We start from the raw sequence: 23,023 nt of genomic DNA, 5'->3' as shown, positions 1-23,023 counted from the left end.
CATGGCTGACACCAAAAGTATTTTAACCACGCCTATCTTTGACAATAACCCCATTGCCCTACAGATCCTAGGTATCTGCTCGGCATTGGCAGTCACCACCAGCATGGCCAACGCCATGGTGATGTGTGTGGCCTTGACACTGGTAACGGCGTTTTCGAGCTTTTTTATCTCTATCATCCGTAAGCAAATTCCATCGAGCATCCGTATCATCGTCCAGATGACGATTATTGCCTCGTTGGTTATTTTGGTCGATCAGGTACTAAAAGCGGTGGCTTATGATGTGAGTAAAGGTCTATCGGTCTTCGTTGGTTTGATCATTACCAACTGTATCGTGATGGGCCGTGCCGAAGCCTTTGCCATGAGCAATCCGCCTGTCCCTAGCTTTTTGGATGGGATCGGTAACGGTCTTGGGTATTCAGCGGTATTGTTATTTGTTGCAACCATCCGTGAGCTACTCGGTGCCGGTACCTGGTTTGGTATCACCATCTTGCAGCCTGTCACTGATGGCGGCTGGTATATTCCAAACGGTTTGTTATTACTACCACCGTCAGCGTTCTTTATCATCGGTTTGTTTATCGCCATCGTGCGTATCTGGAAACCAGAACAAGTTGAAGACGCTGAGTTTGTCATGAAGCCGCAATCTAAAGGCATGGTACATGGAGGCGGTCACTAATGGGACACTATGTTAGTTTATTTATAACCTCAGTCTTTATCGAGAATATGGCGCTGGCCTATTTCTTAGGTATGTGTACCTTTTTGGCAGTGTCCAAAAAAGTCTCAACGGCCATAGGCCTTGGGGTCGCGGTCATTGTCGTGATGGCCATTACCGTACCGCTAAACAATCTGTTGTTTCAGTTTATCCTAAAAAGTGGGGCGCTGGCATGGGCAGGTTTTCCTGATATTGACCTAAGCTTCTTAGGCCTACTCAGTTATATCGGTCTGATTGCTGCGACCGTACAGATTCTAGAGATGTTCTTAGATAAGTTCGTTCCAAGCTTGTACAACGCGCTTGGGGTGTTCTTACCGCTGATTACTGTCAACTGTGCCATCTTGGGTGGTGTTCTGTTTATGGTGGAGCGTGACTACAACTTTAGCGAATCGGTCGTATATGGCGTGGGCGCAGGTTTTGGTTGGGCATTGGCGATTACCGCATTGGCTGGCATCCGTGAAAAGCTCAAATACTCAGACATCCCAGCACCGCTGCGTGGTCTTGGTATTACCTTTATCACGGTTGGTCTGATGTCACTTGGCTTTATGTCTTTTGGCGGTATGTCAATCTAAACCGCTACGCTGAAAAGCCTAGTTAGCGATTTGACCTATTTAATTCATTTATTCGGTAGGGGTAGCAGTAGACGCTGGGCGTCCTGTTACTCCCCTACTCCATAGATTAAGGATACATATCATGGATTATGCTACGGCGATTGGTGGCGTTGCTATGTTTACCTTGATCATCATGGGCCTTGTCGCCATTATTTTGGCGGCGCGCTCAAGACTGGTCAGTTCAGGTGATGTTACCATCCATATCAATGATAATCCCGATAATGACGTTGTGACACCAGCGGGCGGTAAGCTACTGCAAACCCTAGCAAGCGAAGGTATTTTCTTATCTTCAGCTTGTGGTGGCGGTGGTACGTGCGCGCAGTGTCGTTGCCGCGTTATTGAAGGTGGCGGTTCTATCCTGCCCACCGAAGAAGGCTATTTTACACAAGGCGAGATTCGCAATCACATGCGCTTAGCCTGTCAGGTAGCTGTCAAGCAAGACATGAAAATTGAGATCGACCCTGAGTTTTTTGATGTGCAAAAATGGGAATGTGAAGTTGTCTCTAACGATAACGTGGCAACCTTTATCAAAGAGCTGGTACTTAAGATTCCAGAAGGCGAGGAAGTCAACTTCCGCGCTGGTGGCTATGTACAGCTAGAAGCGCCGCCGCATGAAGTACATTACAAAGATTTTGATATCGGCGAAGAGTACCGTGAAGACTGGGAAAAGTTCGGCGTCTTCAAATACGTCTCAAAAGTTGATGAGCCTGTTATTCGTGCGTACTCGATGGCCAACTACCCAGAAGAAAAAGGCATCATTAAGTTTAACATCCGTATCGCCAGTCCACCGCCGCGTGGTCCTGAAGGTATCCCGCCGGGCAAGATGTCGTCTTGGGTATTTAGCCTAAAACCTGGGGACAAGGTGACGGTATCAGGCCCGTATGGTGAGTTCTTTGCCAAAGATACCGAAGCTGAGATGATCTTCGTCGGCGGCGGTGCTGGTATGGCACCAATGCGCTCGCATATCTTCGATCAGCTAAAACGTCTGAACTCTAAGCGTAAGATTAGCTTTTGGTACGGTGCGCGCTCGATTCGTGAAATGTTCTATGTCGAAGACTACGATCAGCTCGAAGAAGAGTTCGATAACTTTGAGTGGCATGTGGCACTATCTGATCCATTACCAGAAGATAACTGGGATGGTCCGACCGGCTTTATCCATAATGTCCTGCTTGAAAATTACCTAAAAGACCATCCAAACCCAGAAGACTGTGAATACTACATGTGCGGGCCACCGATGATGAACGCGGCGGTAATCGACATGCTCCATAGTTTGGGCGTGGAGGATGAAAACATCTTACTTGATGACTTCGGTGGTTAAGTAAAAAAGCAACACTAAAAGCGATATTAAAAAAAGAGTCTCAAGCGAGGCTCTTTTTTTTGTCAAAAAATTGACCGCTAAGAAAAACACTGACTTAAAACTTGAACTGTAACCTGAGGCAACGCTATTGGCCTTATAAGTGATAAGGGGTGTAAAATAGGAGAGGTTTAGCGCCGTTATTCGTTGACGCTCCATTCACCCCTTTGCTTTATCAAGCTGTGATGACTCATATGACAAATGTAACCTCATTTTTTGCCGCGTTTTTTGCCGCGTCTCAATCCATACGCCCGACCTTACTGACGATGACCACGGTAGCCACTGTAATGAGCCTCAGTGCCTGCCAGCAGCTCCCTGACTATGACTATCTAAGCGGTGAAACGATGGGCACCAGCTATCATATTAGCTATCAGTTACCAGCAGGGGCGGATGAAGCGGCCATACAAGCAGCCATTGATCAGCGGCTGCGACAGATCAATGACAGCATGTCGACCTATCAATCTGACTCTACCATCTCTAAGTTCAACCAGCTGGGAAAAGACACGCCCATAGCGATCGATGCCGACTTTGCGCATGTGCTTGAGGTATCGCGCACCGTCTATCAGCAGTCCGGCGGTGCCTTTGATCCGACAGTGATGCCCTTGGTAGAGACGTGGGGGTTTGGTAGTACCATGACCGTCGAGCGCTTACAAAGTCCGCCCACTGCACTCGAGATCGCTCAAGCAAAAGCCTTGGTCGATTTTGATAGTATCGTACAAGAACAGCAAAACATCTACAAAACCAAAGAAGGCGTGGGGCTGGATTTTTCTGCGGTGGCAAAAGGCTATGGCGTCGATGTCATCGCTGATGTGCTCAAAGACGACTATCAAATCAAAAACTATATGGTGGAGATAGGCGGCGAGATTGCGACCTCTGGTGTCAACAAACAAAAACAGCCTTGGCAAATCGCTATCGACGCCCCTATCGAAGACAGCACTGTCAGTGAGCGCGAGACCATATCAGCGATTCGCCAACCCATCAGCACGGCCAATCAAATGCATCTGGCGACCTCTGGCAACTACCGCAACTCTGTAGTGTTCGATGGCGAGCGCTATAGCCATACCATCGACCCCACCACTGGCATTCCCATCGCGGGCGGCGCGCCTTCTGTCACTGTCGCCGCAGAGTCTGTGGCGCTGGCCGATGCGTGGGCAACGGCGCTGACTGCCATGCCGTATCAGCAAGCGCTAGACGTCGCTCAAAAACAAAACCTAGCGGCGATGTTTGTGGTATTAGCCGATACCGATCGTGATAGTGATAAAAAAACCACTAAAAACACTGACAATATTGGGAAATGGCAAGTGGTACAGACACCAGCGATGCAAGCATTACGCGCCGACAAACCCTTGTAAACTGCCAGTTGCATGCGCCAAACATCTTGATACGCTCAAGCGGCACCTGCAAAAATCTGCTATACTATAAAGGTGTTGTCTTTATAGATGACAGCCCTATTTTTAATACGAGGTTTCCTCTATGTTTACTCAATTGCTCCCCATGCTTGCGATTACCTTTACCGTATTTGTGCTATTTTTTGTCTTTATGGGTATTGGATATATGGTGAAAAAAAAGCCCCTAAAAGGCTCTTGCGGCGGGGTGGCCAAACTGATGGGCGACGAGCATTGCTCATTTTGTGGCAATGACCCAAATAAGTGCGACTCACTCATCGCCGAGCAGCAAGAAACCGCGCTCAAAGCCGCTCAGTTAGGCAAATCTGTCTAGAGTAGGTATAGATACCACGTTTGTTACCATACGCTGGTAGTATTTAGTCATCAATTGTTCTTATAATAGCGTCAAACTCTACAAAATAGAGTTGGCGCTATTTTTCTTGTGCCATATTCGTTTTGATAGCTTTTATAAGCCGCTGATGTTTTATAAAGCTAGAATCAAACCTTCATCGTTATCATCCATATACTAAGTTTGCCCTGATTGATAGGGCAGCAAGTTCATATGACAGGCTTTCTGCCTATGTTGTAAAGCTCTAACGGCTTTTCTAACTCATCGTTTTAATGAGACTTTTCCGGTGTTATTTGATAAGCGGTGCTGCGGCGGCGCTATCTAATGACGTGTTTTTTATTTTATATAATAGTCGTGCTGCCATGTCTACCTCTGCAAATCTGTCTGCTTCTCAAACAAAAGCGTCAAAATCCTCCATCCCGCCATCATCACGCTTTACTTTTTGGCTGGTGCTATGCGCGATCGTATTACTCGCGACCAATATGCGCGCGCCTATCGTGGCACTTGGCTCTATCGCACCTGTGGTGCAAGAGGCGCTCGGTATCTCTGAGACTGAGCTTGGCTGGCTGGGCGCAGTGCCGATGCTGACTTTTGCCTTGGGCGCGCTTATCTCGCCTGCCATCGGTAAGCGCTTTGGGCTTGAGAATACCTTGATTGCGATGATTGCCCTGCTAACGATTGGCATGGTCATCCGCTCGGTAATTCCGACTTGGATTGGCTTTTTGAGCGGGACGGTATTACTGACGCTGGCCATTGGTTTTGCCAATACCTTGGCCGCGCCTGTCATCAAACAGCGCACGCCCAATCACATACCGCTAGTGACAGGCTGCTTTAGCTTGACCTTGACCGTCGCTGCAGGCATCGTCGCCGGCGTGGTGCTGCCGTTATCTGAGCAGTTTGGTTGGCAATGGGCGCTTGGCGGTTGGGCGCTTTTGGGCTTTTTTGCCTTGGTTTTGTGGGTGTTTTTGCGGGTGCGGCTAGGCTCATCGACACGGGTGGTGGCGCCGCTCGCTACCGGCTCATCAGACATTTCGGTATGGCGCTCAGCATTTGCTTGGCAGATTGCGGTGTTTATGGGTCTGCAGTCTTTGTTGTTTTATACCGTTGCCAGTTTTTTACCATCGATTTGGCTCAGTAAGGGGCTGTCTGCGGTGAGTGCTGGACAAATGGGATCGGTGTTTCAGTTTATGGCACCGGTGGCGATTTTGAGCCTGACGTGGCTGGTCAATCGCGGTCGACCGATTCAGGCACTGGCCGTCTTTGCCGCCGCCTTAAACGTGTTTGGTGTACTGGGCATCATGTACCTATCGACCGACCTTGCTTGGCTGTGGTCTGGGCTCATGGGCATGGGCTGTTCGGCGATTTTTACCTTAAGTATGATGCTGTTTTCGATGCGCACTTATACCGCCAACCAATCCAGTGAGCTGTCTGGTATGGCGCAGGCGGTGGGGTATCTGCTGGCGTTTTTTGGTCCGCTTGGTACTGGCTGGATCCATGATGCCACAGGCAGCTGGGACCTGGCGCTGTTTATGCTGCTGATCTTGATGATCATCAACGTCGTGATGGCGTGGCTGGTCAGTCGCCCAATCATGGTCGATGGTAAGCACGCTTAACATCGGCTTAACCCTAAATCACGGTAACCTTATCATAATATTGGTCGCAATCTTATTTTGCTACACTGGTTTGATTGCTTATAGGACAGACTACGTATTATGAAACCATCTTCTCGTTTGACTTCGCACCTATCGGTGGCGGCCCTCTCAGCCATGGTGATGGCCGCCACTGGTTGTCAAAAATCGCCTGATAATGCTGATACCACGCCAGCCGACAGCATACAATCAACCCCGCCTATCAGCCAAACTACTCAACCCAGCCAGACTGCCGACACATCATCCACCTCACGGTTGGATGAGCAGCAAGCAGCGCTGACAATCTTGGCGCTGGGCGACTCCTTGACCGAAGGCTTGGGCGTGTCGCCTGAAGATAACTACCCTGCCCAACTAGAAGCTCAGTTAAAACAGATGGGCTATCCCAATATCACTGTCGTCAATTCCGGCTTGAGCGGCGAGACCAGCACAGGGCTGGTCAATCGCTTGGATTGGGTGCTACAGACCAAACCTGATATCACCATACTGACCATCGGTGCCAACGATGCCATGCGCGGTATAGAAGTCGCCACTATCGAAAATAACATCCGTACCGCCATCAAACGCTTGCAAGCAGGTGGCAGCGAAGTCATCTTGGGCGGTATGCAGATTTATGACAATCTTGGCGCAGACTACGTAGAGTCGTTTGCCGCGATTTATCCGCGCATCGCCGAAGACACGGGGGTTACGCTGATTCCGTTCTTTTTGGACGGGGTGGGCGGTGATGCCGCCCTCAACCAAGCGGATGCCATTCACCCGACTAAAGAGGGCTATCGCATGATCGTTAATGAAAATGTTTTGCCAGTGCTCACGCCCAAGCTAGAAAAAATAGTCGAAAGTGAGCGTAATTAAAGGCGCTTATCTGTAGCTGCTTCACTTCGATGCCTTATGGCCTTAAACCAACCAACCGGAACTGTCCCATGACCGCCACACTTACCAGTAACGCCATACTCAGTGCCGCGCATTTACATAAAACCGTGCAAGTCGGTGAGCAATCACTGGCCATCATCAAAGACGTCAGCATCCATGTCGATGCCGGCGAATTTGTGGTGATTATGGGCAAATCAGGCTCAGGTAAATCCACCTTACTGGGTCTACTGGCCGCGCTAGATTATCCCGATAGTGGTTCGGTTACGCTGGCTGGACAAACGCTAAGCGCGCTTGATGAAGATGCGCTAGCGGTGATTCGTCAGCGCGAGATGGGCTTTGTCTTTCAGGCGTTTCATCTACTGCCGACCTTGAGTGTGTGCGAAAATATCGCTTTTCCGCTAGATATCGCGCGGCGTGCTGATCCTGCGCGGGTCGATGCCTTAATCGAAGCAGTCGGGCTCGGCCATCGACGTGATAGCTTACCCAGTCAACTATCCGGCGGTGAGCAGCAGCGCACAGCGGTGGCGCGCGCGCTGGTCGCCCAGCCAAAAATTGTCTTTGCCGATGAGCCGACAGGCAACTTGGATGAGCAAAACGCCGAGCAGGTCATGCAGCTATTGCTAGATTTGCGTGCGCAGACAGGCTCGGCGCTGGTCGTCGTGACGCATGATCCAGCACTCGCTGACATGGCCGATCGAGTCATCACCATGCATGACGGTATGATAGATGGGTCAAACGCTGATGAAAAATAAACCAAGCGCTGCTACAACTCAGTCTGCTACAACCCAGCCTCATGGCCTGATAGGTCCGCTGTTTACTCGCACGTTAGGCGCGCAAGCCCTCACCCGTAGCTGGTGGCGACGCTGGGTGTATCCGGTATTGTTTTTACTGACGCTGACGCTATCGCTGGCCACTTATCTGACTCTGGACTCTATCCAGCAGTCCGTCGATCGCTACATCACTGATAATCAGCGAGCGCTGGTCGGCGGCGATCTGATACTCAACAGCAAACAAGACTGGCCAAGCGAGGTCATGGCACAAGTCAACACCCTGCCTGCCAGCCAAGTCGTCTACGACCATCAGTTTAGTGCGATGGTGGTGAGCGCAGAGCAGACATTGCTGACGCAGCTCAAAGCCGTCTCTCCTGCTTATCCATTATATGGCGACGTCGAGCTGGCCTCTGAACAGCCGCTGTGGCAACAGCTGACAGCCGATAGCATCATCGTCGCGCCAGAGGTGCTAAATGGTCTTGGCGCTACCGTCGGCGATGTCGTCACCATCGGTGATGGACGCTTTACCATCCGTGATGTACTGACCAAAGAGCCAGATCGCCCTTTAAGTGCCTTTGGCTTTGGCGGGCGGGTCTTGATGCAGCAACAAGCGCTGGCAGCCACCAACCTATTGGGGCAGCGCAGCCGTGTCAACTACCGTATCGAGATGGCAGGAGATGCCGAGACAATAGCGGCGCAGCACGCAACGCTTGCGCAGCTACTCGTAAGCCATCCTGATATCGAGCTGTCTGACGCTCAGTCAGCGGATACGTCTGTCTCACGTATCTCTGATAATGTCTTGATGTTTTTAAAGCTATTGGTCATCGCCGTCCTCCTGCTCTCGGCGGTGGCGATGTATGGGGTGATTAGTGCCTTTGTCAGCAAAGAGCAGCCAAACAACGCCATTCGCCTCGCCTTAGGTGAGCCGCTTGCCTCGCTCAAACGCAGCTACTACCAGTTACTACTTACGACCACCGTCATCGCTTGTATCGCAGCGAGTATCCTTGGTGCCGGCTTACTACAGGTCAGTCAGCCCTACCTTGGCGCTATCTTACCTGCCGATGTGGCGCTAGCGATCAACCCCATTAGCATCCTAAAAACCATCATCATCGCGCTGCTCTTGAGCTTTGTCATCGCCCAGCGCGGTTTACGCCCGCTGAACCACACCAAACCTGCCACCTTGCTCAATCAAGGCGCAAGTCAGTCCAATCAAAACCTGCCATGGTATCGACGCCTGCCTATACTATGGTACGGGCTGATGCTAACAAGTCTGTATGTGTTTTTTGCTTATGAAGTGGGCTCGTGGCTACTGGGCGCGCAGCTGCTGATCGGCCTGATTGGCTTTGTCGCGATATTTTGGCTGCTTGCTCGTGGCTGGCTATATCTCTTGGCACAACTGGCCTCGCGCCGTCGTATCAGCTGGATGCAGCGTATCGCCATTCATAATTTGGCGCGCAAAGGCAACCAATCGGCGCTGTTTTTTGTCACCTTATCGCTGTCGGTCGCCGTCCTAACACTTATCACCACGCTTAATCACAGTATCAACGAGCAGTTTATCAACACCTACCCTGCAGACGCGCCCAATATATTTTTGCTCGATGTGCAAAGCGCGCAGCATGAGGCGATCGGCACCATTATCGATGCGCCAGTGAGCTACTACCCAGTCATTCGGGCGCGGGTGGTGGCAGCAGGCGGCGTGCCTGTACAAGATATCGAGCCTACAGAAGGTTTTGATGATCCGGCGCGAGTGTTTAATTTAAGCTACGCCGACACGGTGATGGATACTGAGTTCATCACTGATTCTCTAGAAAAAAACGCGCTCTATGCGCCTATCACCACCGATCATACCGATAATAACAACGCCGCGCAGACCATAGCGCCCCTATCTATCTTGGATACGGCCGCCAGTTTGCTCAATGTCAACATGGGCGACGAGATCATTTTTAATATCCAAGGGATCAAAATCGTCGGGCAAATCACCAGTATCCGCTCGCGCTTCGAGCGTGGCCCGAGTCCGTATTTTTATTTTTTGTTTGAGCCATCGGTGCTGTCCAGCGCGCCGCAAATCCAGTTTGCCACCGCGCATATCCCTGAGGACCGTATCGCCGAGGTACAAGGTCAGGTGGTACGCAAGTTCCCTGCTGTCACCACCATTGACGGTACCGCTATCGCCGAGCAAGTCCAAGATTTGGTCGTGCAAATGAGCCGCTTGGTCTATGTCTTCACCCTACTGGCACTGCTAACAGGCGTCATGGTATTGATCAGCTCGCTGCTGTCCACCTCACAGGACCGTATGACCGAGAGCGCCTCATTTCGCCTGCTGGGGATGCAAAAGCGCGATTTATATATGCTCAATATCTTAGAGCTTGGCGTGCTTGGGATTAGTGCGGCGACATTTGCGGTGGTTATCGCCAGCGTTGGCGCGTGGTTTGCGATTACCCAATGGTTTGACTTACGCTATAGTGTGCCGTGGATGAGCTTAAGCATTGGCGGTGCAGCATTAGTTGCCTTGTTATTTGGTATTGCGATCATTTATGTACGCTTGGTGATTGGACGCGGGATTATGGCTCGAGTGCGGGCGATGGTTTGAGAAGCGTTAAAAAACTGTATTCAATTTTAGCTTTGCAAGAATTCCGCCTCAAATCCCTGAATTCCTAAACCCTCAAACCAAAACGCACACTATGGATATAGTGGGCGTTTTTTACTTACCGCACAATTATATAAACCAATATCAGCCGCGCAGATTGCTTATTTTATAGAAACCTTTTGCTATACTAGCCTAACTTTATCGATTAAATTCTCCCTTACGCTTCTCTAAAACAGCACGGTAACCTTATGAAATTCTCCAAGTTTGGTCAGAAATTTACCCAGCCGACGGGCATCTCTCAGCTTATGGACGATCTAGGCGATGCGCTCAAAAGCGATCAGCCAGTCAATATGCTCGGTGGTGGCAATCCGGCGCGGATCGATGCGGTCAACGAGCTGTTTTTGCAGACGTATCGAGAGCTTGGCAATGATAACGATACAGGCGAAGCAAATAGTACCTCAATCATCAGTATGGCCAATTACTCCAATCCGCAAGGCGATGCCGCCTTTATCGAGGCGTTGGTGGGGTTTTTTAATCGCCATTATGATTGGAATCTCACGGCGGACAATATCGCGCTGACCAATGGCTCACAAAATGCGTTTTTCTTTTTGTTTAATTTGTTTGGCGGCGCTTTCGTTGACGAAAAAAACGCGTCTAGCGATAAATCCATTTTATTGCCGCTGACGCCTGAATATATCGGCTATAGTGACGTGCATATAGAGGGTCAGCACTTTACCGCTGTATTGCCGCATATTGAAGAAGTGACGCATGAGGGCGAAGAAGGCTTCTTTAAATATCGCGTGGATTTTGAGGCGTTAGAGAGCTTGCCTGCGCTGACCGAAGGCCGTATTGGCGCGATTTGCTGCTCACGCCCGACCAACCCAACCGGTAACGTCTTGACCGATGAAGAGATGTCGCGCTTGGCCAAGATTGCGCGTCGCTATGAGGTACCACTGATCATCGATAACGCGTACGGTATGCCCTTCCCCAATATTATTTATTCAGACGTCACGCTCAATTGGGATGACAATACCATTTTGTGTTTTAGCCTGTCCAAGATTGGCTTGCCGGGGGTGCGTACGGGAGTTATCGTGGCCGCGCCTGAGGTCATCGCAGCAGTCAGCGCCATGAATGCGGTGGTGAATCTCTCGCCCACGCGCTTTGGGGCGTCTATCGCCACGCCTCTAGTCGAAAACGATGCGATTAAAGACTTGTCCGATAACGAGATTAAGCCGTTTTATCAGCAGCAAGCACAAACCGCGGTTGCCCTACTAAAGAACGAGCTGGGTGATTATCCATTGATGATTCATAAGCCTGAGGGAGCGATATTCTTTTGGTTGTGGTTTAAGGATTTGCCGATTACCACACTTGAGCTGTACGAGCGCCTAAAAGAAAAAGGCACGCTTATCGTCCCAAGTCAGTATTTCTTCCCTGGTGTCGATGTCAGTGACTATCAACACGCGCATGAGTGTATTCGCATGAGTATCGCGGCGGATGAGGACACGTTGGCCAAAGGCATTGCGGTGATTGGTGAGGTGGTGCGAAAGCTATATGATGAGGCTAAGTAAAACCTGCTCTTTTTGAATGTAAAAAACGGACTAATAAATAGTCCGTTTTTTTTGGATTAAACGCATCAAAACCTGTTAATTAAGCGCGTTTAGCAACGCTTTGGCGCTTATCTTACCAAAGTCATTGGCTGCGAGCGGCCCATCACCTGAGATTAGCTTACGATCTTGATGCGTTTGCCCCGAGGCCAGTTTATTGTCAATGGTAACGCCTAAATCTTCTAACTTATCCGCAAAGTACCACGTTAAATCACCCGGCAAATAACCAATTTTTGGCATTTGCTTGTCCATCGCAGTAGGGAACGCCACCATTTTATAGCCCTTATAGATAAAGTCGCGACTGCCAGCATCGTCTTGATTTGCCTTTTTATCAGAGCGGTCAGGGCTATCCAGATTAGCCGCCAATAACGCCGCTGGTCCATGACAAATCGCTAAGGTAAACAAATCGTTTTTATACGCCCAGCGTAGCAACTCACCAAGGTTTTTATCCTCCGGCAGGCCGAGCATCGCGCCATGACCACCAGGGATAAAAATCGCTGCATAGTCATCACTGGCATCGCTATCAGCCATGTCATTTTTGACAAAATCCGCGATACTTTTTGGACTCTCAAACTTGGACTCGTACTCGCTACAGAGTTGTTTGACGTCGTCATCATCCTCTGGTATCGCCCACTGCTCGACTTTTACAGACTCACCGGTTGGGGTAAATACATCGACATCGAAGCCTGCTTGCTTAAAGTGTAATAACGGCACCATCATCTCTACAGGGTGATTACCGGTCTTAAATTTATTACCGTTTTCCATGGTCATATACTGCTCTTGGGTACAGACCATCATGATTTTTTTATCACCGGTATAGGGGTCGTCGTACTCGGTATGATCGTAGTTGGTCTTGCTCGGCGCGGCTATTTTTAGCGAAGATGTGGAGGGTATAAAAATGCCTGCCTCTGTCTCTTGCGGCTCTAACCCCAAGGTGTCTTTGGCCTTGTCTAACCTGTCTTTGGCTTTGTCTAATAGGTCTTGGATATTCATCGTACTTCCTTTTTTATTACTTATAGTTTTATGACTTGTATTGGCCTCATCAAAAAAGATGACACCTGTAAAGTAGCAAAATAAGGAGACGTGAAATAGACGAGACTTTTTATGTTTCGTAAGCTTTGTAAAGATAAGGCCGCTTATGAGCCTGCAACTGGCACAATTTTTCTGGCGTGCTGTGCCTGCGCCGCTCAAGGCTACGAGAAACCACGTGTCTTCTCGCTGTATCGTTTTTATATCGGATTGACTATAGTGACGGGCGACAGCAAAAGCTAGCCGTCCATTTTTTTATGGCGCTTGAGTAAGGCTTTGGTATGGGGGGTGGGCTGAAATATTTTTAGCCATTTATTGGCCGCATAAAGCACCAAGGGCAGCAGGCAGGTGTTTATCAGGTCGTGTAGGCTGGCTTTGATATCCAAGACTCCCAGCGCAAACACCCCTTTTGGAATGATGATATGGCGATTATCCAGATACTCCCCGAGCAGCGCCACGCTCACCACCACCAGCAGTGCCATAAAAGCTCTGAGATTTTGGTTTTTGATAAGAGGGCGCAGTATCAGTAGGCACAGCAGATAGACACCAACACCGACATAGATGTGCAGCGCATCTTTGGCTAGGCCTGTGACGTCGATGATATTGATTTTAAAGGCGGTAAAATCCACTGGTGTTTTCCGTATATAACAGCAAGCAATAGCTGCGGCCAATAAAAAATGAGCAACGCCGTCGACTCGCCTTTCAAACTGATATCTGTTCAGCGTGACTACTGATGAAAAAGACAGCGTTGTCAGGCTATATATCCCACTCCACAAAGTTTTTTAATAGCTGCAAGCCTGCAGTATGGCTTTTTTCGGGGTGAAACTGGGTGGCAAACAAGTTGTCTTGGATCACGCTGGCACAAAACGGCTGGCCATAGTCGCAGACAGCGGCCACTTGTGCGCTATCGGCAGGCGCGCAGTAATAACTGTGCACAAAATAAAAATACGCATGATCATCGATACCGCGCCACAATGGATGGTGAAAGTCCATACCGCTAACGGTATTCCAGCCCATGTGCGGCACTTTAATCGTCGAACCCTGCTTGTCTGTCCACATGGGATCAAAAGCTTCTACGCTACCGTTTAGGATGCCTAGGCAATTTGTGCCGCCATTTTCTGCCGATTGCTCAAACAGCGCTTGCATACCGACACAAATGGCCATCACGGGTTTGTTAAAGATCGCGTCGCGTACGACATCATCGATACCCGCAGCGGCCATACCAGCCATGCAATCGCGCATGGCACCGACACCGGGGAAGACGATTTTGTCGGCAGCAGCGACGACTTTTGGGTCATTGGTGATAGAGACGTCTGCCCCTACCGCTGACAATGCTTTGCCAGCTGAGTGCAAATTACCCATGCCATAATCTAATAGTGCTACTTTCATAATTCCTCACATACTAACCAATAACGATTAACCGTTGCATAACTATTATATTCGGGTGATTCTTCGCCTATGGTGACAACCTTGAGGTTATTACCATAGATGTCAGCAAAGTTAAATATACACTGACCAAGCCCCGTTCCCGCACAGGTTTCAGTTTCGCTATAACCTTTATTCCAAAATATTGCTTCGTTACCATAGCGGATATCTGAATCATCAGTATCGTTATAATCAATACTATTTAACGGTTGCCAGCCTGCTCTTAGCAGTGAAGTTCTAGCATCGTGATAGCTTAGATCAGTAATAGCAGGCACTTTGCTGTGCTGGATCACTGGACATTGAGCAAAGCCAGTATTGGCGACAACCATTGTAATGACAGCTAATACAAGGGTTGTAGATCGCTGCATTTAAAACGCCTCTTTGGTCGACGGCAAGGTATTTAGCGCGCGCTCATCATATTCACAGGCCATACGCAGGGCGCGAGCAAAGGCTTTAAAGGTCGACTCGATCTGGTGATGGCTGTTTTTGCCTTTAAGATTGTCCAAATGCACGGTCATCCATGAGTGGTTGACAAAGCCATAAAAGAATTCACTAAACAGATCGACATCGAACTTGCCGACATGTGAGCGGGTAAATGGAATATCCATATGCAGACCTGGACGCCCTGAGAGATCGACGACCGCGCGAGTCAATGACTCATCGAGCGGCGCATAAAAATGCCCATAACGACGAATGCCTTTTTTGTCGCCGAGCGCTTTGGCAAATGCCTGCCCAAGGGTGATACCGGTGTCCTCGACGCTGTGATGGTCATCGATATAGGTATCGCCTGTGCATTTTATATCTAAGTCAAACAAGCCATGACGCTTGATTTGATCGATCATATGATCCAAAAACGGCACCCCTGTGTCGACGATGCCTTGACCGGTGCCATCGAGATTGACCGTACATTTGACTTGGGTCTCAGCGGTATTGCGCTCGACGGTGGCGGTGCGCGCTGGACGGCCATGTAGGTTTGGGGTTTGTGGCAGGGATTGTTCAGGGGTATGGGTGGTCGAATTGGCTGTCATGGCTACTCTCTATCAATAAAAGCGGTCAATAAAATGTGCTCAATAAAATAGGACGATAAACGTCCAATAAACACTCGTACGTTGCGAGCGGTGTCAACAAAGTCTGTCAATTACAAAAGATTAAAAAAGACTAAAATATGGCTGGCGCGCATGAGCTAAATGCAGTCTGTCTGCCAGAGACAATACGCGGCCTACCTGCATCATAGCAAACCCTAACCACGACCGCCACGGCCAAGCGCCAAACCACGCACAAAATCTGCACATTCTGCTAAAATAGTGCATTGAGTTTTATCAATCATCAATGCTGTGACGCTGTGATGCCGCGTGCTATCTTGTTTATACCGACCTGACCTTATCACTGTCTATTTATAATATTCCATTTTTGATAGGAACAACTGCCATGCCTTTAGAAGCCATTGCCATCAACCGCTTAGACGCCCCGCTGATCAAAAAACCTGCACGCGACAATGAGCTGGCCGAGCGCTTGGCGGCACTATATGACAGCGATGAGACCCAGCCTAGTGGTGCAGAGGTGCTTCGGCTCGTTGAGCAAGGGTTTAGCCGTGGGCAATATCTATACGTCGGTATGTTTAATGATAAGCCCATCGCTGCGGTGGCTTGCTTCGACGACGGGCAAACCAATGCCAAACGCCTGCAGTACCTCACCGTACATCCAGAAAACCGCAAACGCGCGATTGATGCCAAGTTTATCAAACTGGTCTATGATGCCGAGGTCAAAAAAGGCGTGCGAGAGTTCGTCCCTGCCGATGATGCTATTCATCGTATCATGAGCGAATATGAGCTGCTGCGCGTTAAAGACTAAACCAATCACTTATATCAAGACAAAACCCGATTATTTCGCTTATATTGACGGATATAGAGACTTTTATCACATATAATGCAAAAACCCCTTGACAGCAGCGGCGATATTTAGTTTAATAGCGCCTCAACGAAGACGGCTCGATAGCTCAGTAGGTAGAGCAACGGATTGAAAATCCGTGTGTCGGCAGTTCGATCCTGCCTCGAGCCACCATTCGTTTACTAGATTCTAAAACCCCAAACATTGAGAAATGTTTGGGGTTTTTTTATGGCTAACTTTTATGGATTAATACTCACTTAACGCTGGTATAGCCTATCACGCAATAACAGCTCACAGCGCTCGCGTGAATCCAAATCATACACCGTCGCGCGGTAATCAATACCATGACGCCCCTCAAAAAACACCACCCGATCCCCCACCGCCAAAAAACACGACGTGCGCGCATCATAGATAAAACCATCAATCACAAAGGCCAAGTCACGGTCTATCTCTCGTACGGTATAGGTCTCACCCTGCGGGATAAAACGCTCAAACCATGCGCCATATGCCGCCGTGGTACTGAGTACACTGATGAGTAGCGCCGCGACACCCAACCTGTATTTTGAACATAAAATCGAGGTGATGCCACATGGTTTTATACGTTTTATTGTCATGGTTTTGACCTACTCAGTAATCATCAAACGCTATCTAATGCTGCCCTTAGCGATAAAGCCAGCAGCGGTGATTCATATAGTAATCACTCACTGTCACGGTTGTATAACACTTTTGCGCTGTTTTTTAGACAGCTGCGCTCAGTATACTCGATAGTAGCCGTAAACATCATACAAAGGATAAGGGCACACGATGCGAGAGTTTGATTATGACTTAGATTATAAAAACCTAGACCTGCGCGCGCAGCCTGAGCTATACCGAGTCGGGCGCGGCGAGCAAGGAGTGCTGTTGGTCGAGCCTTATAAGTCTGAGATTTTGCCATACTGGCGCTTTGCCACTCCTGAGGTTGCCAAGCAAAGCAGCGAGACGATTTATCAGATGTTTTTGGATTACTTGGCAAAGGATGATTTTGTCGGTGCTGACATGGCGCGCAAGTTTATCCAAATGGGCTACACACGCGCGCGGCGCTACGCCAATCACAAGGGCGGCAAAAAATACAAAGGGCCGGTACCTGACGATAAAAAAGGCCAAAGCGGCGCGCATGGCCGCGAAGCGTTACCGCGGCAGCAAGAGGACCCTATCAAAGCAGAGTCCGCTCGTATTTTTAAGCAAAAATGGGACGCGTGCCGTAAAAATGACACCTATCTACAAATGAAAAAAGCACACCGCGAGCGCTATAAAGATGTCGACTAGCGGTATTCAAGCCTGCATAAAAGTGGGTGCAAAAGCTTAGCTGTGCTATGGTAGCACAGACGATCAAGATAGCTATCCTTGTATAAAATCGATACAGCGCTTGGCTCGCTTGCAGCGCCCCAACTCATTGCACACTGTCGCTTGCCTGCCTTGCCTTATATTGTTTGGTATTGTTTGACATCGAAGCTATCTTAAATCCGCTATAGCAACACGGAACCGAGAGGAATAATGGATAAGCAACTGTTGATTTTTGATTTTGATGGTACGCTCATCGATAGCGTACCAGACTTGGCCGATGCCGTAAACGCCATGCTGAGCACACTTGGCAAGGACACCTACCCTATTGATACCATACGTAATTGGGTCGGCAACGGCTCACGCATGCTGGTGGCACGTGCCTTGGTCGGCAAAATAGAGGTGCTAGAAGACGAGCTGAATACAGACACTCTAGATCACGCCGAAGCGGTGTTTTTTACGGCTTATAAAGACATTAGCGGTAGCAAAACGGTCGCCTATCCAGACGTCGATGATGGTCTCAAACAACTAAGAGCAGCGGGCTACACACTGGCTTTGGTCACCAACAAGCCCATTGGTTTTGTCCCAAAAATCTTACAGTCTTTCGGCTGGCAAGAGCTGTTTAGTGCCGTGCTCGGCGGCGATAGCTTACCGCAAAAAAAACCAGATGCCGCGCCGCTGCTACATGTCTGCCAAACGCTGGGCGTCACGCCAGCACAAGCCATCATGATAGGCGACTCTAGAAATGATATCTTGGCCGGCCAAAACGCCGGTATGGACACGCTGGGGCTGTCTTATGGCTACAACTATGGACAAGATATTCGTAAGCTAAATCCCACCCATGCATTCGATGACTTTGCCGCCTTGGTGCAATGGATCTTGCAAAACGATGCGTAAGCAATAAAACACAGCCTATAAGACTTTAACTTAAGCGATCCTGATTTGCTGTTATGCTTTGCCTCGATAGCTGAGCGCCTCGGACAAATGAGCGCTGGTGACATCCTGACTAGCGGCAAGATCGGCAATGGTGCGAGCAACGCGTAAGACTCTATGATAGCCACGCGCCGATAAATTAAGTCGCTGCTGAGCCAACTGCAACAGTTGCTGCTCGCCCTCGCCCAGTGGCACATACTTATCGATCTCGCTTGGGCTCAGTGCATTATTGACCTTGTGTTGCCGCGTTATTTGACGTTGATGCGCGGCGGCGACACGCTCGCGGACTTGGGCGGAGGTTTCGCCTGTCTGCGCGCTCTGCAAGTCTGCGATGGGTAGTGCAGGTACAGTGATGTGCAAATCAATACGATCGAGTAGCGGCCCTGAGAGTTTGTCTTGATAGCGCTTGATCTGCTCAGGTCGACAGCGGCAGCGGCCCGAGCCATCACCGTCATAGCCACATGGGCAAGGGTTCATCGCCGCTACGAGCTGAAAGCTGGCCGGAAAGGTCATTTGTGAGTTGGCACGGCTGATGGTGATTTGCTTGGCTTCCAACGGCTGACGCAAGACCTCGAGCACAGTACGATCAAACTCTGGTAGCTCATCGAGAAATAAAACCCCCTTATCAGCAAGTGTTATTTCACCAGGTTTCGGACGTGAGCCACCGCCCACCAGTGCCACCGCCGATATGGTGTGATGCACTTGACGAAAGGGCCGTGTACCATAGTCATAATCACTGTCTGCCACCGAGTAAGTGCTGGCTACCTCCAGCGCCTCCTCATCACTCAAATCTGGCAAGATGGTCGGCAATCTCGATGCCATCAACGTCTTGCCAGAGCCAGGCGGCCCTGTAAATAATAATGAATGACCGCCTGCTGCCGCAATCTCTAATGCCCGTCTGGCATGATGTTGGCCTTTGACATCAGCCAAATCTACCTGATAGCCGACATGCCGCTGCACGGTACTGGGCGTGACAATGGGCAAACGCTGAGAGGTCGCGCTTGGGTCAGTCAGTGACTGTAAGTGCTCACACACTGCCTGTAAGCTTTCGGCGGCCAATACATTTACACCCTCGACGCGGCTGGCCTCAGCACCATTATCCATGGGCACGATCAACTGCGGCAGTTTTTGCGCGCCGCCTTTTGGGTCAGCTGTCGTGGTCATTTGCCCTAACCGCGCCGTTACCCCCTCTGCTTTTATCGCCCGTGCTACTGCCAGACTGCCGCTGACTTGGCGCAGCTCGCCATTTAGCGCCAGCTCGCCGATAAACTCAAACGCGGACAAGCCTTCAGGTTCGATCTGACCACTCGCCGCTAAGATACCAATCGCAATCGGCAAATCCAGCCGCGCGCCATCTTTTGGCAGGTCCGCTGGCGCTAGGTTGATGGTCAGACGACGATTGGGAAACTGAAAGCCCGAGTTTAAGATGGCGGAGCGTACGCGATCCTTACTCTCACGGACGGCCGCTTCTGGCAAACCCACAATGGTGAGTGCAGGCAATCCTTGCGATAAATGCACCTCAATGATGACCTTGGGGGCATGCAGTCCGACGACTGAGCGGGTATAGACTTGGGCAAACGACATCAGTACTTCCTAACATAGGGAATCAATCGATAATAAAACATTATTTATCAGTGCGCAAATGTCGTGTTTCACTCTCTTCATCTTCGGTTTTAATATCACTCAATACTGATGCATTAAATAAGGCGTAAGCGCTAGCATCACGCTTCTATATTGTTATATGATGAATAGATGCGTCTTAATCTCAACCCTAGTCTTAAACGCATGAGCAATAAAAGGATGTTATTGCCTCATAAAGCCGGCTGAGTCGAGCTTTATGTACCACGCTTTTTTTAACCAACCAAGGATGGATAAGTTATGAGCATCAATGCGCTTAATCGGCGTGTGCCGACCCTTACGCTACTGACAGTGGCCGTCTCCTTAGCTCTATTCGGTTGTTCGGATAGTGACAATAGTTTTAATAACGCTGATACCGCCCAGCCCACGACCACCTACGAGGTGGACATCCAGCGCACCGAGTTTGGCATCCCGCATATCACCGCAAAAGATTATAAAAGCCTAGGATACGGCGTTGGTTATGCCTTTGCCGAAGACAATATCTGCTCGCTGGCCCGCGAAATCGTGGTCGCTCGTGGTCAGAGTATGCTCTATCTGGGCGAGGACGGTGATGTCACCAGCGACGTGTTTTATACCTGGTACAACTCGCCTGCCAAACGCCAGCAGTTTTTGACTGCCCAACAGCCAGAAGTACTTGATGCCGTAGCAGGCTATGCGGCAGGCTATAGCCGCTACTTGCGCGATACAGGGGTGGACAACATCGACCCTGAATGTGCAGGCGCGCCATGGGTACAAGAAATCGATACCGATGACTTGCTTGCGCTTTATGGCAAGGCCAACTTGCGCGGCGGTCTTGCCAATTTTGTTGCGCCCATCATCGCTGCAGCCCCGCCTGCAGTAGATACTGCTATGACGAGCCGTAGGCTGCCTACCAGCTCAGGTGCGGCATCAGAGACATCGCTATACTCCTCTTCATCTTCATCCTCATCTTCATCGGCCTCAGCATCAGAGCTGGCGGCGGGCTTTGATTTTGATATGACCACCATCAATGTGATGGATGGCGGCAGTAATGCTTATGCCTTGGGCAGTGAGGTCACCGGCACCCAGCGCGGCATTCTCTATGGCAATCCGCACGAGCCTTGGGATGGCGTACAGCGTTTTTATCAATTTCATCTCACCTTGCCGGGCGAGCTAGACGTCATGGGTGCCGCTCAGCAAGGTCAGCCATTTCCCAATATTGGGTTTAATAAAGACGTCGCTTGGAGTCATACCGTCTCTACCGCCAAACGCTTTACGCTCTATCAGCTTAACCTAGTCGATGGCAATCCGATGAAATATACCTATGAAAACACTGAAGGTACTGTTGAGAAGCGCGACATCAAAAAAGTCGATGTGACAATCCAGCTGCCTGACAACGACAGCCTGACTCAGCCCATCTATCTGTCGCACTATGGCCCGATGCTCGCGGTCAACACCGTCAATGGTCTCCTGCCAGCATGGGGCAGTAACAATCTGGCCTTTACCATTCGTGATGCTGCCTCAGAAAACCCGCGCTCACTTAACCAATGGCTTAGTATGAATAAAGCCGATAGTGTCGAAGATTTAAAAGAGCGTATGCAAGACACCGTCGGGCTTGGGTTTGTTAATACCATCGCTGCGGATAGACATGGCAAAGCCTTGTACGCTGATATCTCAACCGTCCCTCATGTGACCGCAGACAAGCTAAAGAGCTGCATCGCAGGACAGCCGTTTTTACAAGGCATTGTCAGTTTTGATTTACCCGCGCTCAATGGTAGTAAGGCCGCTTGTGAATGGGGCAATGATGCAGATTCGCCGCAAGCTGGGATTTTTGGCGCATCAAACCTACCTTTTTTGATACGTGATGATTATGTGGCCAACTCCAATGACAGCTATTGGTTTAGCAATCCAAACCAGCCATTGACTGATTTTTCACCACTACTGCGTCGGCGCTTAGCCCCCTTTATCTCGGCCAATCTACCAGATGGCGTACCATTATTGATGCGCACGCGTATGGGTTTTCAGCAAATATTTGACCGTTTGGACAACTCAGATGGGTTAGGCGGCGACACCTTTACTCTAGAAAACCTCCAACAAGTGGTCTATGGCAACCGCAGTTATGTCGCGGAGCTAGTGCTTGACGATGTCCTCGCTGACTGCGTCGCCAATCCGGTGCTGACGTTATCGAGCGGTGGCAGTATCGACGCGACCCAAGCCTGCACAGTGCTGAGCAATTGGGACCGCCGTAATAACTTAGGCAGTAGGGGCGCTCATGTCTTTAGAGAGTTTTGGCGCAATGTCGACTTTACCGAAACCACTGATGATGCCTTTGCTGTGCCGTTTGATGAGTCTGACCCTATCAACACACCGCGCGATCTTAAAATCACAGCGGGCACCCGTACCGCCTTGGCAGATGCGATTGCCTATTTTCAAAACAATGGCGTGGCGCTCGATGCCACATTGGGCGAGCTACAATACACCCTTGATGCCAGCAAAAACAACGAGCGTATTCCGATGCATGGTGGCCAAGGACGTGAAGGCGTCTTTAACGTAGCGCGCGGCCCAGCACCAAACGCCGATGCCAGTGAGTATGCCTTTATCAATAACGGCCCGACATATATGCAAGCGGTGACGTTTGATGACAAAGGCCCTGTGGTCAACGCCTTACTGGCGTATTCGCAATCCGCGGATAGCACACGCCCTTATCACCGTGACCAGACGCGGCGTTACGCTGCAAAAGACTGGATTCGCCTGCCGTTTAGTGCCGGTGAGATTGCAGCTCAAGCGGTGGACGATACGCTGCAATTAACCGAGTAAAACCAACTGCTATTTAACCTTATCAAAAGACCTCAGATCACACCGCTGAGGTCTTTTTTCTGCTGAGCGCGCCGTTTCAAGAGCGTAGCAATTCTAAGCCTTTAACCCCCCACTATTACCTCTCCACATCC

The 23,023-nt window shown here is 49.8% G+C and carries 21 protein-coding genes and 1 tRNA gene; 15 read left to right on the top strand and 7 right to left on the bottom strand.

What is annotated here, in order from left to right; all coding sequences use genetic code 11:
- The first annotated feature begins 1 nt into the window (after position 1).
- From J3491_RS09200 to J3491_RS09155, 10 genes are all read left to right on the top strand, one after another.
- Positions 2-673, top strand: a complete 672-nt coding sequence (locus J3491_RS09200) for an NADH:ubiquinone reductase (Na(+)-transporting) subunit D (protein ID WP_075101260.1) — start codon at positions 2-4, stop codon at positions 671-673.
- The gene (gene nqrE / locus J3491_RS09195) at positions 673-1,281 is read left to right on the top strand and encodes an NADH:ubiquinone reductase (Na(+)-transporting) subunit E (RefSeq protein WP_075101261.1); all 609 of its coding nucleotides are present in this window, start codon (positions 673-675) and stop codon (positions 1,279-1,281) included. The genes J3491_RS09200 and nqrE overlap by 1 nt, the downstream gene beginning before the upstream one ends.
- A 121-nt stretch (positions 1,282-1,402) precedes the next feature.
- Positions 1,403-2,638 (top strand): NADH:ubiquinone reductase (Na(+)-transporting) subunit F, encoded by a 1,236-nt coding sequence (nqrF, locus tag J3491_RS09190; RefSeq protein ID WP_075101262.1) that lies wholly within the window; start codon positions 1,403-1,405, stop codon positions 2,636-2,638.
- Between the two features lie 302 nt (positions 2,639-2,940).
- The gene (locus tag J3491_RS09185; RefSeq protein ID WP_424108357.1) at positions 2,941-4,026 is read left to right on the top strand and encodes an FAD:protein FMN transferase; all 1,086 of its coding nucleotides are present in this window, start codon (positions 2,941-2,943) and stop codon (positions 4,024-4,026) included.
- A gap of 121 nt (positions 4,027-4,147) precedes the next feature.
- Positions 4,148-4,393 carry a (Na+)-NQR maturation NqrM gene (gene nqrM / locus J3491_RS09180; RefSeq protein WP_075101264.1) on the top strand — a complete coding sequence of 82 codons (246 nt, stop codon included), beginning with the start codon at positions 4,148-4,150 and terminating at the stop codon, positions 4,391-4,393.
- Between the two features lie 287 nt (positions 4,394-4,680).
- Positions 4,681-6,021 carry an MFS transporter gene (locus J3491_RS09175; RefSeq protein WP_207969968.1) on the top strand — a complete coding sequence of 447 codons (1,341 nt, stop codon included), beginning with the start codon at positions 4,681-4,683 and terminating at the stop codon, positions 6,019-6,021.
- Positions 6,022-6,117: 96 nt separating this feature from the next.
- Positions 6,118-6,906: an arylesterase gene (locus J3491_RS09170; RefSeq protein WP_424108356.1), complete on the top strand. Its 789-nt coding sequence runs from the start codon at positions 6,118-6,120 to the stop codon at positions 6,904-6,906.
- A gap of 68 nt (positions 6,907-6,974) precedes the next feature.
- Complete coding sequence (locus J3491_RS09165; protein ID WP_207969964.1) at positions 6,975-7,676, top strand: ABC transporter ATP-binding protein; 702 nt, start codon at positions 6,975-6,977, stop codon at positions 7,674-7,676.
- A complete protein-coding gene (locus tag J3491_RS09160; RefSeq protein WP_243456284.1) occupies positions 7,666-10,284 on the top strand; it encodes an ABC transporter permease in 2,619 nt (872 codons plus the stop codon). The genes J3491_RS09165 and J3491_RS09160 overlap by 11 nt, the downstream gene beginning before the upstream one ends.
- Positions 10,285-10,529: 245 nt before the next feature.
- Positions 10,530-11,849, top strand: a complete 1,320-nt coding sequence (locus J3491_RS09155; RefSeq protein WP_207969962.1) for a valine--pyruvate transaminase — start codon at positions 10,530-10,532, stop codon at positions 11,847-11,849.
- Between the two features lie 75 nt (positions 11,850-11,924).
- Here J3491_RS09155 and J3491_RS09150 read toward each other — a convergent pair whose 3' ends face one another.
- From J3491_RS09150 to hisB, 5 genes are all read right to left on the bottom strand, one after another.
- Positions 11,925-12,878, bottom strand: a complete 954-nt coding sequence (locus tag J3491_RS09150; protein WP_207969960.1) for a DJ-1/PfpI family protein — start codon at positions 12,876-12,878, stop codon at positions 11,925-11,927.
- Between the two features lie 275 nt (positions 12,879-13,153).
- Positions 13,154-13,543, bottom strand: coding sequence for a hypothetical protein (locus J3491_RS09145; protein WP_100748571.1), 390 nt, complete (start codon positions 13,541-13,543; stop codon positions 13,154-13,156).
- A gap of 127 nt (positions 13,544-13,670) precedes the next feature.
- On the bottom strand, positions 13,671-14,303 hold the full coding sequence (hisH, locus tag J3491_RS09140) for an imidazole glycerol phosphate synthase subunit HisH (RefSeq protein ID WP_207969958.1): 633 nt from the start codon (positions 14,301-14,303) through the stop codon (positions 13,671-13,673).
- Positions 14,300-14,707, bottom strand: coding sequence for a hypothetical protein (locus tag J3491_RS09135; RefSeq protein ID WP_207969957.1), 408 nt, complete (start codon positions 14,705-14,707; stop codon positions 14,300-14,302). The genes hisH and J3491_RS09135 overlap by 4 nt, the downstream gene beginning before the upstream one ends.
- Complete coding sequence (gene hisB / locus J3491_RS09130; protein WP_243456282.1) at positions 14,708-15,367, bottom strand: imidazoleglycerol-phosphate dehydratase HisB; 660 nt, start codon at positions 15,365-15,367, stop codon at positions 14,708-14,710. It lies immediately after the preceding gene.
- 400 nt (positions 15,368-15,767) lie between these two features.
- On the opposite strand from hisB, the gene J3491_RS09125 reads away from it, so the two are divergent.
- Positions 15,768-16,190 (top strand): hypothetical protein, encoded by a 423-nt coding sequence (locus J3491_RS09125; protein ID WP_207969955.1) that lies wholly within the window; start codon positions 15,768-15,770, stop codon positions 16,188-16,190.
- A 134-nt stretch (positions 16,191-16,324) separates the two neighbouring features.
- Positions 16,325-16,400, top strand: a tRNA-Phe gene (locus J3491_RS09120).
- A gap of 83 nt (positions 16,401-16,483) precedes the next feature.
- Here J3491_RS09120 and J3491_RS09115 read toward each other — a convergent pair.
- Positions 16,484-16,840, bottom strand: coding sequence for a hypothetical protein (locus J3491_RS09115; protein WP_207969954.1), 357 nt, complete (start codon positions 16,838-16,840; stop codon positions 16,484-16,486).
- A gap of 190 nt (positions 16,841-17,030) precedes the next feature.
- On the opposite strand from J3491_RS09115, the gene J3491_RS09110 reads away from it, so the two are divergent.
- The gene (locus J3491_RS09110) at positions 17,031-17,531 is read left to right on the top strand and encodes a DUF4385 domain-containing protein (protein ID WP_207969953.1); all 501 of its coding nucleotides are present in this window, start codon (positions 17,031-17,033) and stop codon (positions 17,529-17,531) included.
- A gap of 228 nt (positions 17,532-17,759) precedes the next feature.
- Positions 17,760-18,443: a phosphoglycolate phosphatase gene (locus tag J3491_RS09105; protein WP_207969952.1), complete on the top strand. Its 684-nt coding sequence runs from the start codon at positions 17,760-17,762 to the stop codon at positions 18,441-18,443.
- Between the two features lie 51 nt (positions 18,444-18,494).
- Here the strand turns inward: J3491_RS09105 and J3491_RS09100 are convergent, their stop codons facing one another.
- Positions 18,495-20,063, bottom strand: coding sequence for a YifB family Mg chelatase-like AAA ATPase (locus J3491_RS09100; RefSeq protein ID WP_207969951.1), 1,569 nt, complete (start codon positions 20,061-20,063; stop codon positions 18,495-18,497).
- 294 nt (positions 20,064-20,357) lie between these two features.
- Between J3491_RS09100 and J3491_RS09095 the strand changes: the two genes are divergently transcribed.
- On the top strand, positions 20,358-22,892 hold the full coding sequence (locus J3491_RS09095; RefSeq protein WP_207969950.1) for a penicillin acylase family protein: 2,535 nt from the start codon (positions 20,358-20,360) through the stop codon (positions 22,890-22,892).
- Positions 22,893-23,023 lie beyond the last annotated feature (131 nt).

Source organism: Psychrobacter halodurans (genome assembly GCF_017498075.1).
Lineage (GTDB): Bacteria > Pseudomonadota > Gammaproteobacteria > Pseudomonadales > Moraxellaceae > Psychrobacter > Psychrobacter celer.
The sequence above is the reverse complement of the archived record's forward strand: the minus strand, read 5'-3'. Positions and strand labels throughout refer to the sequence as shown.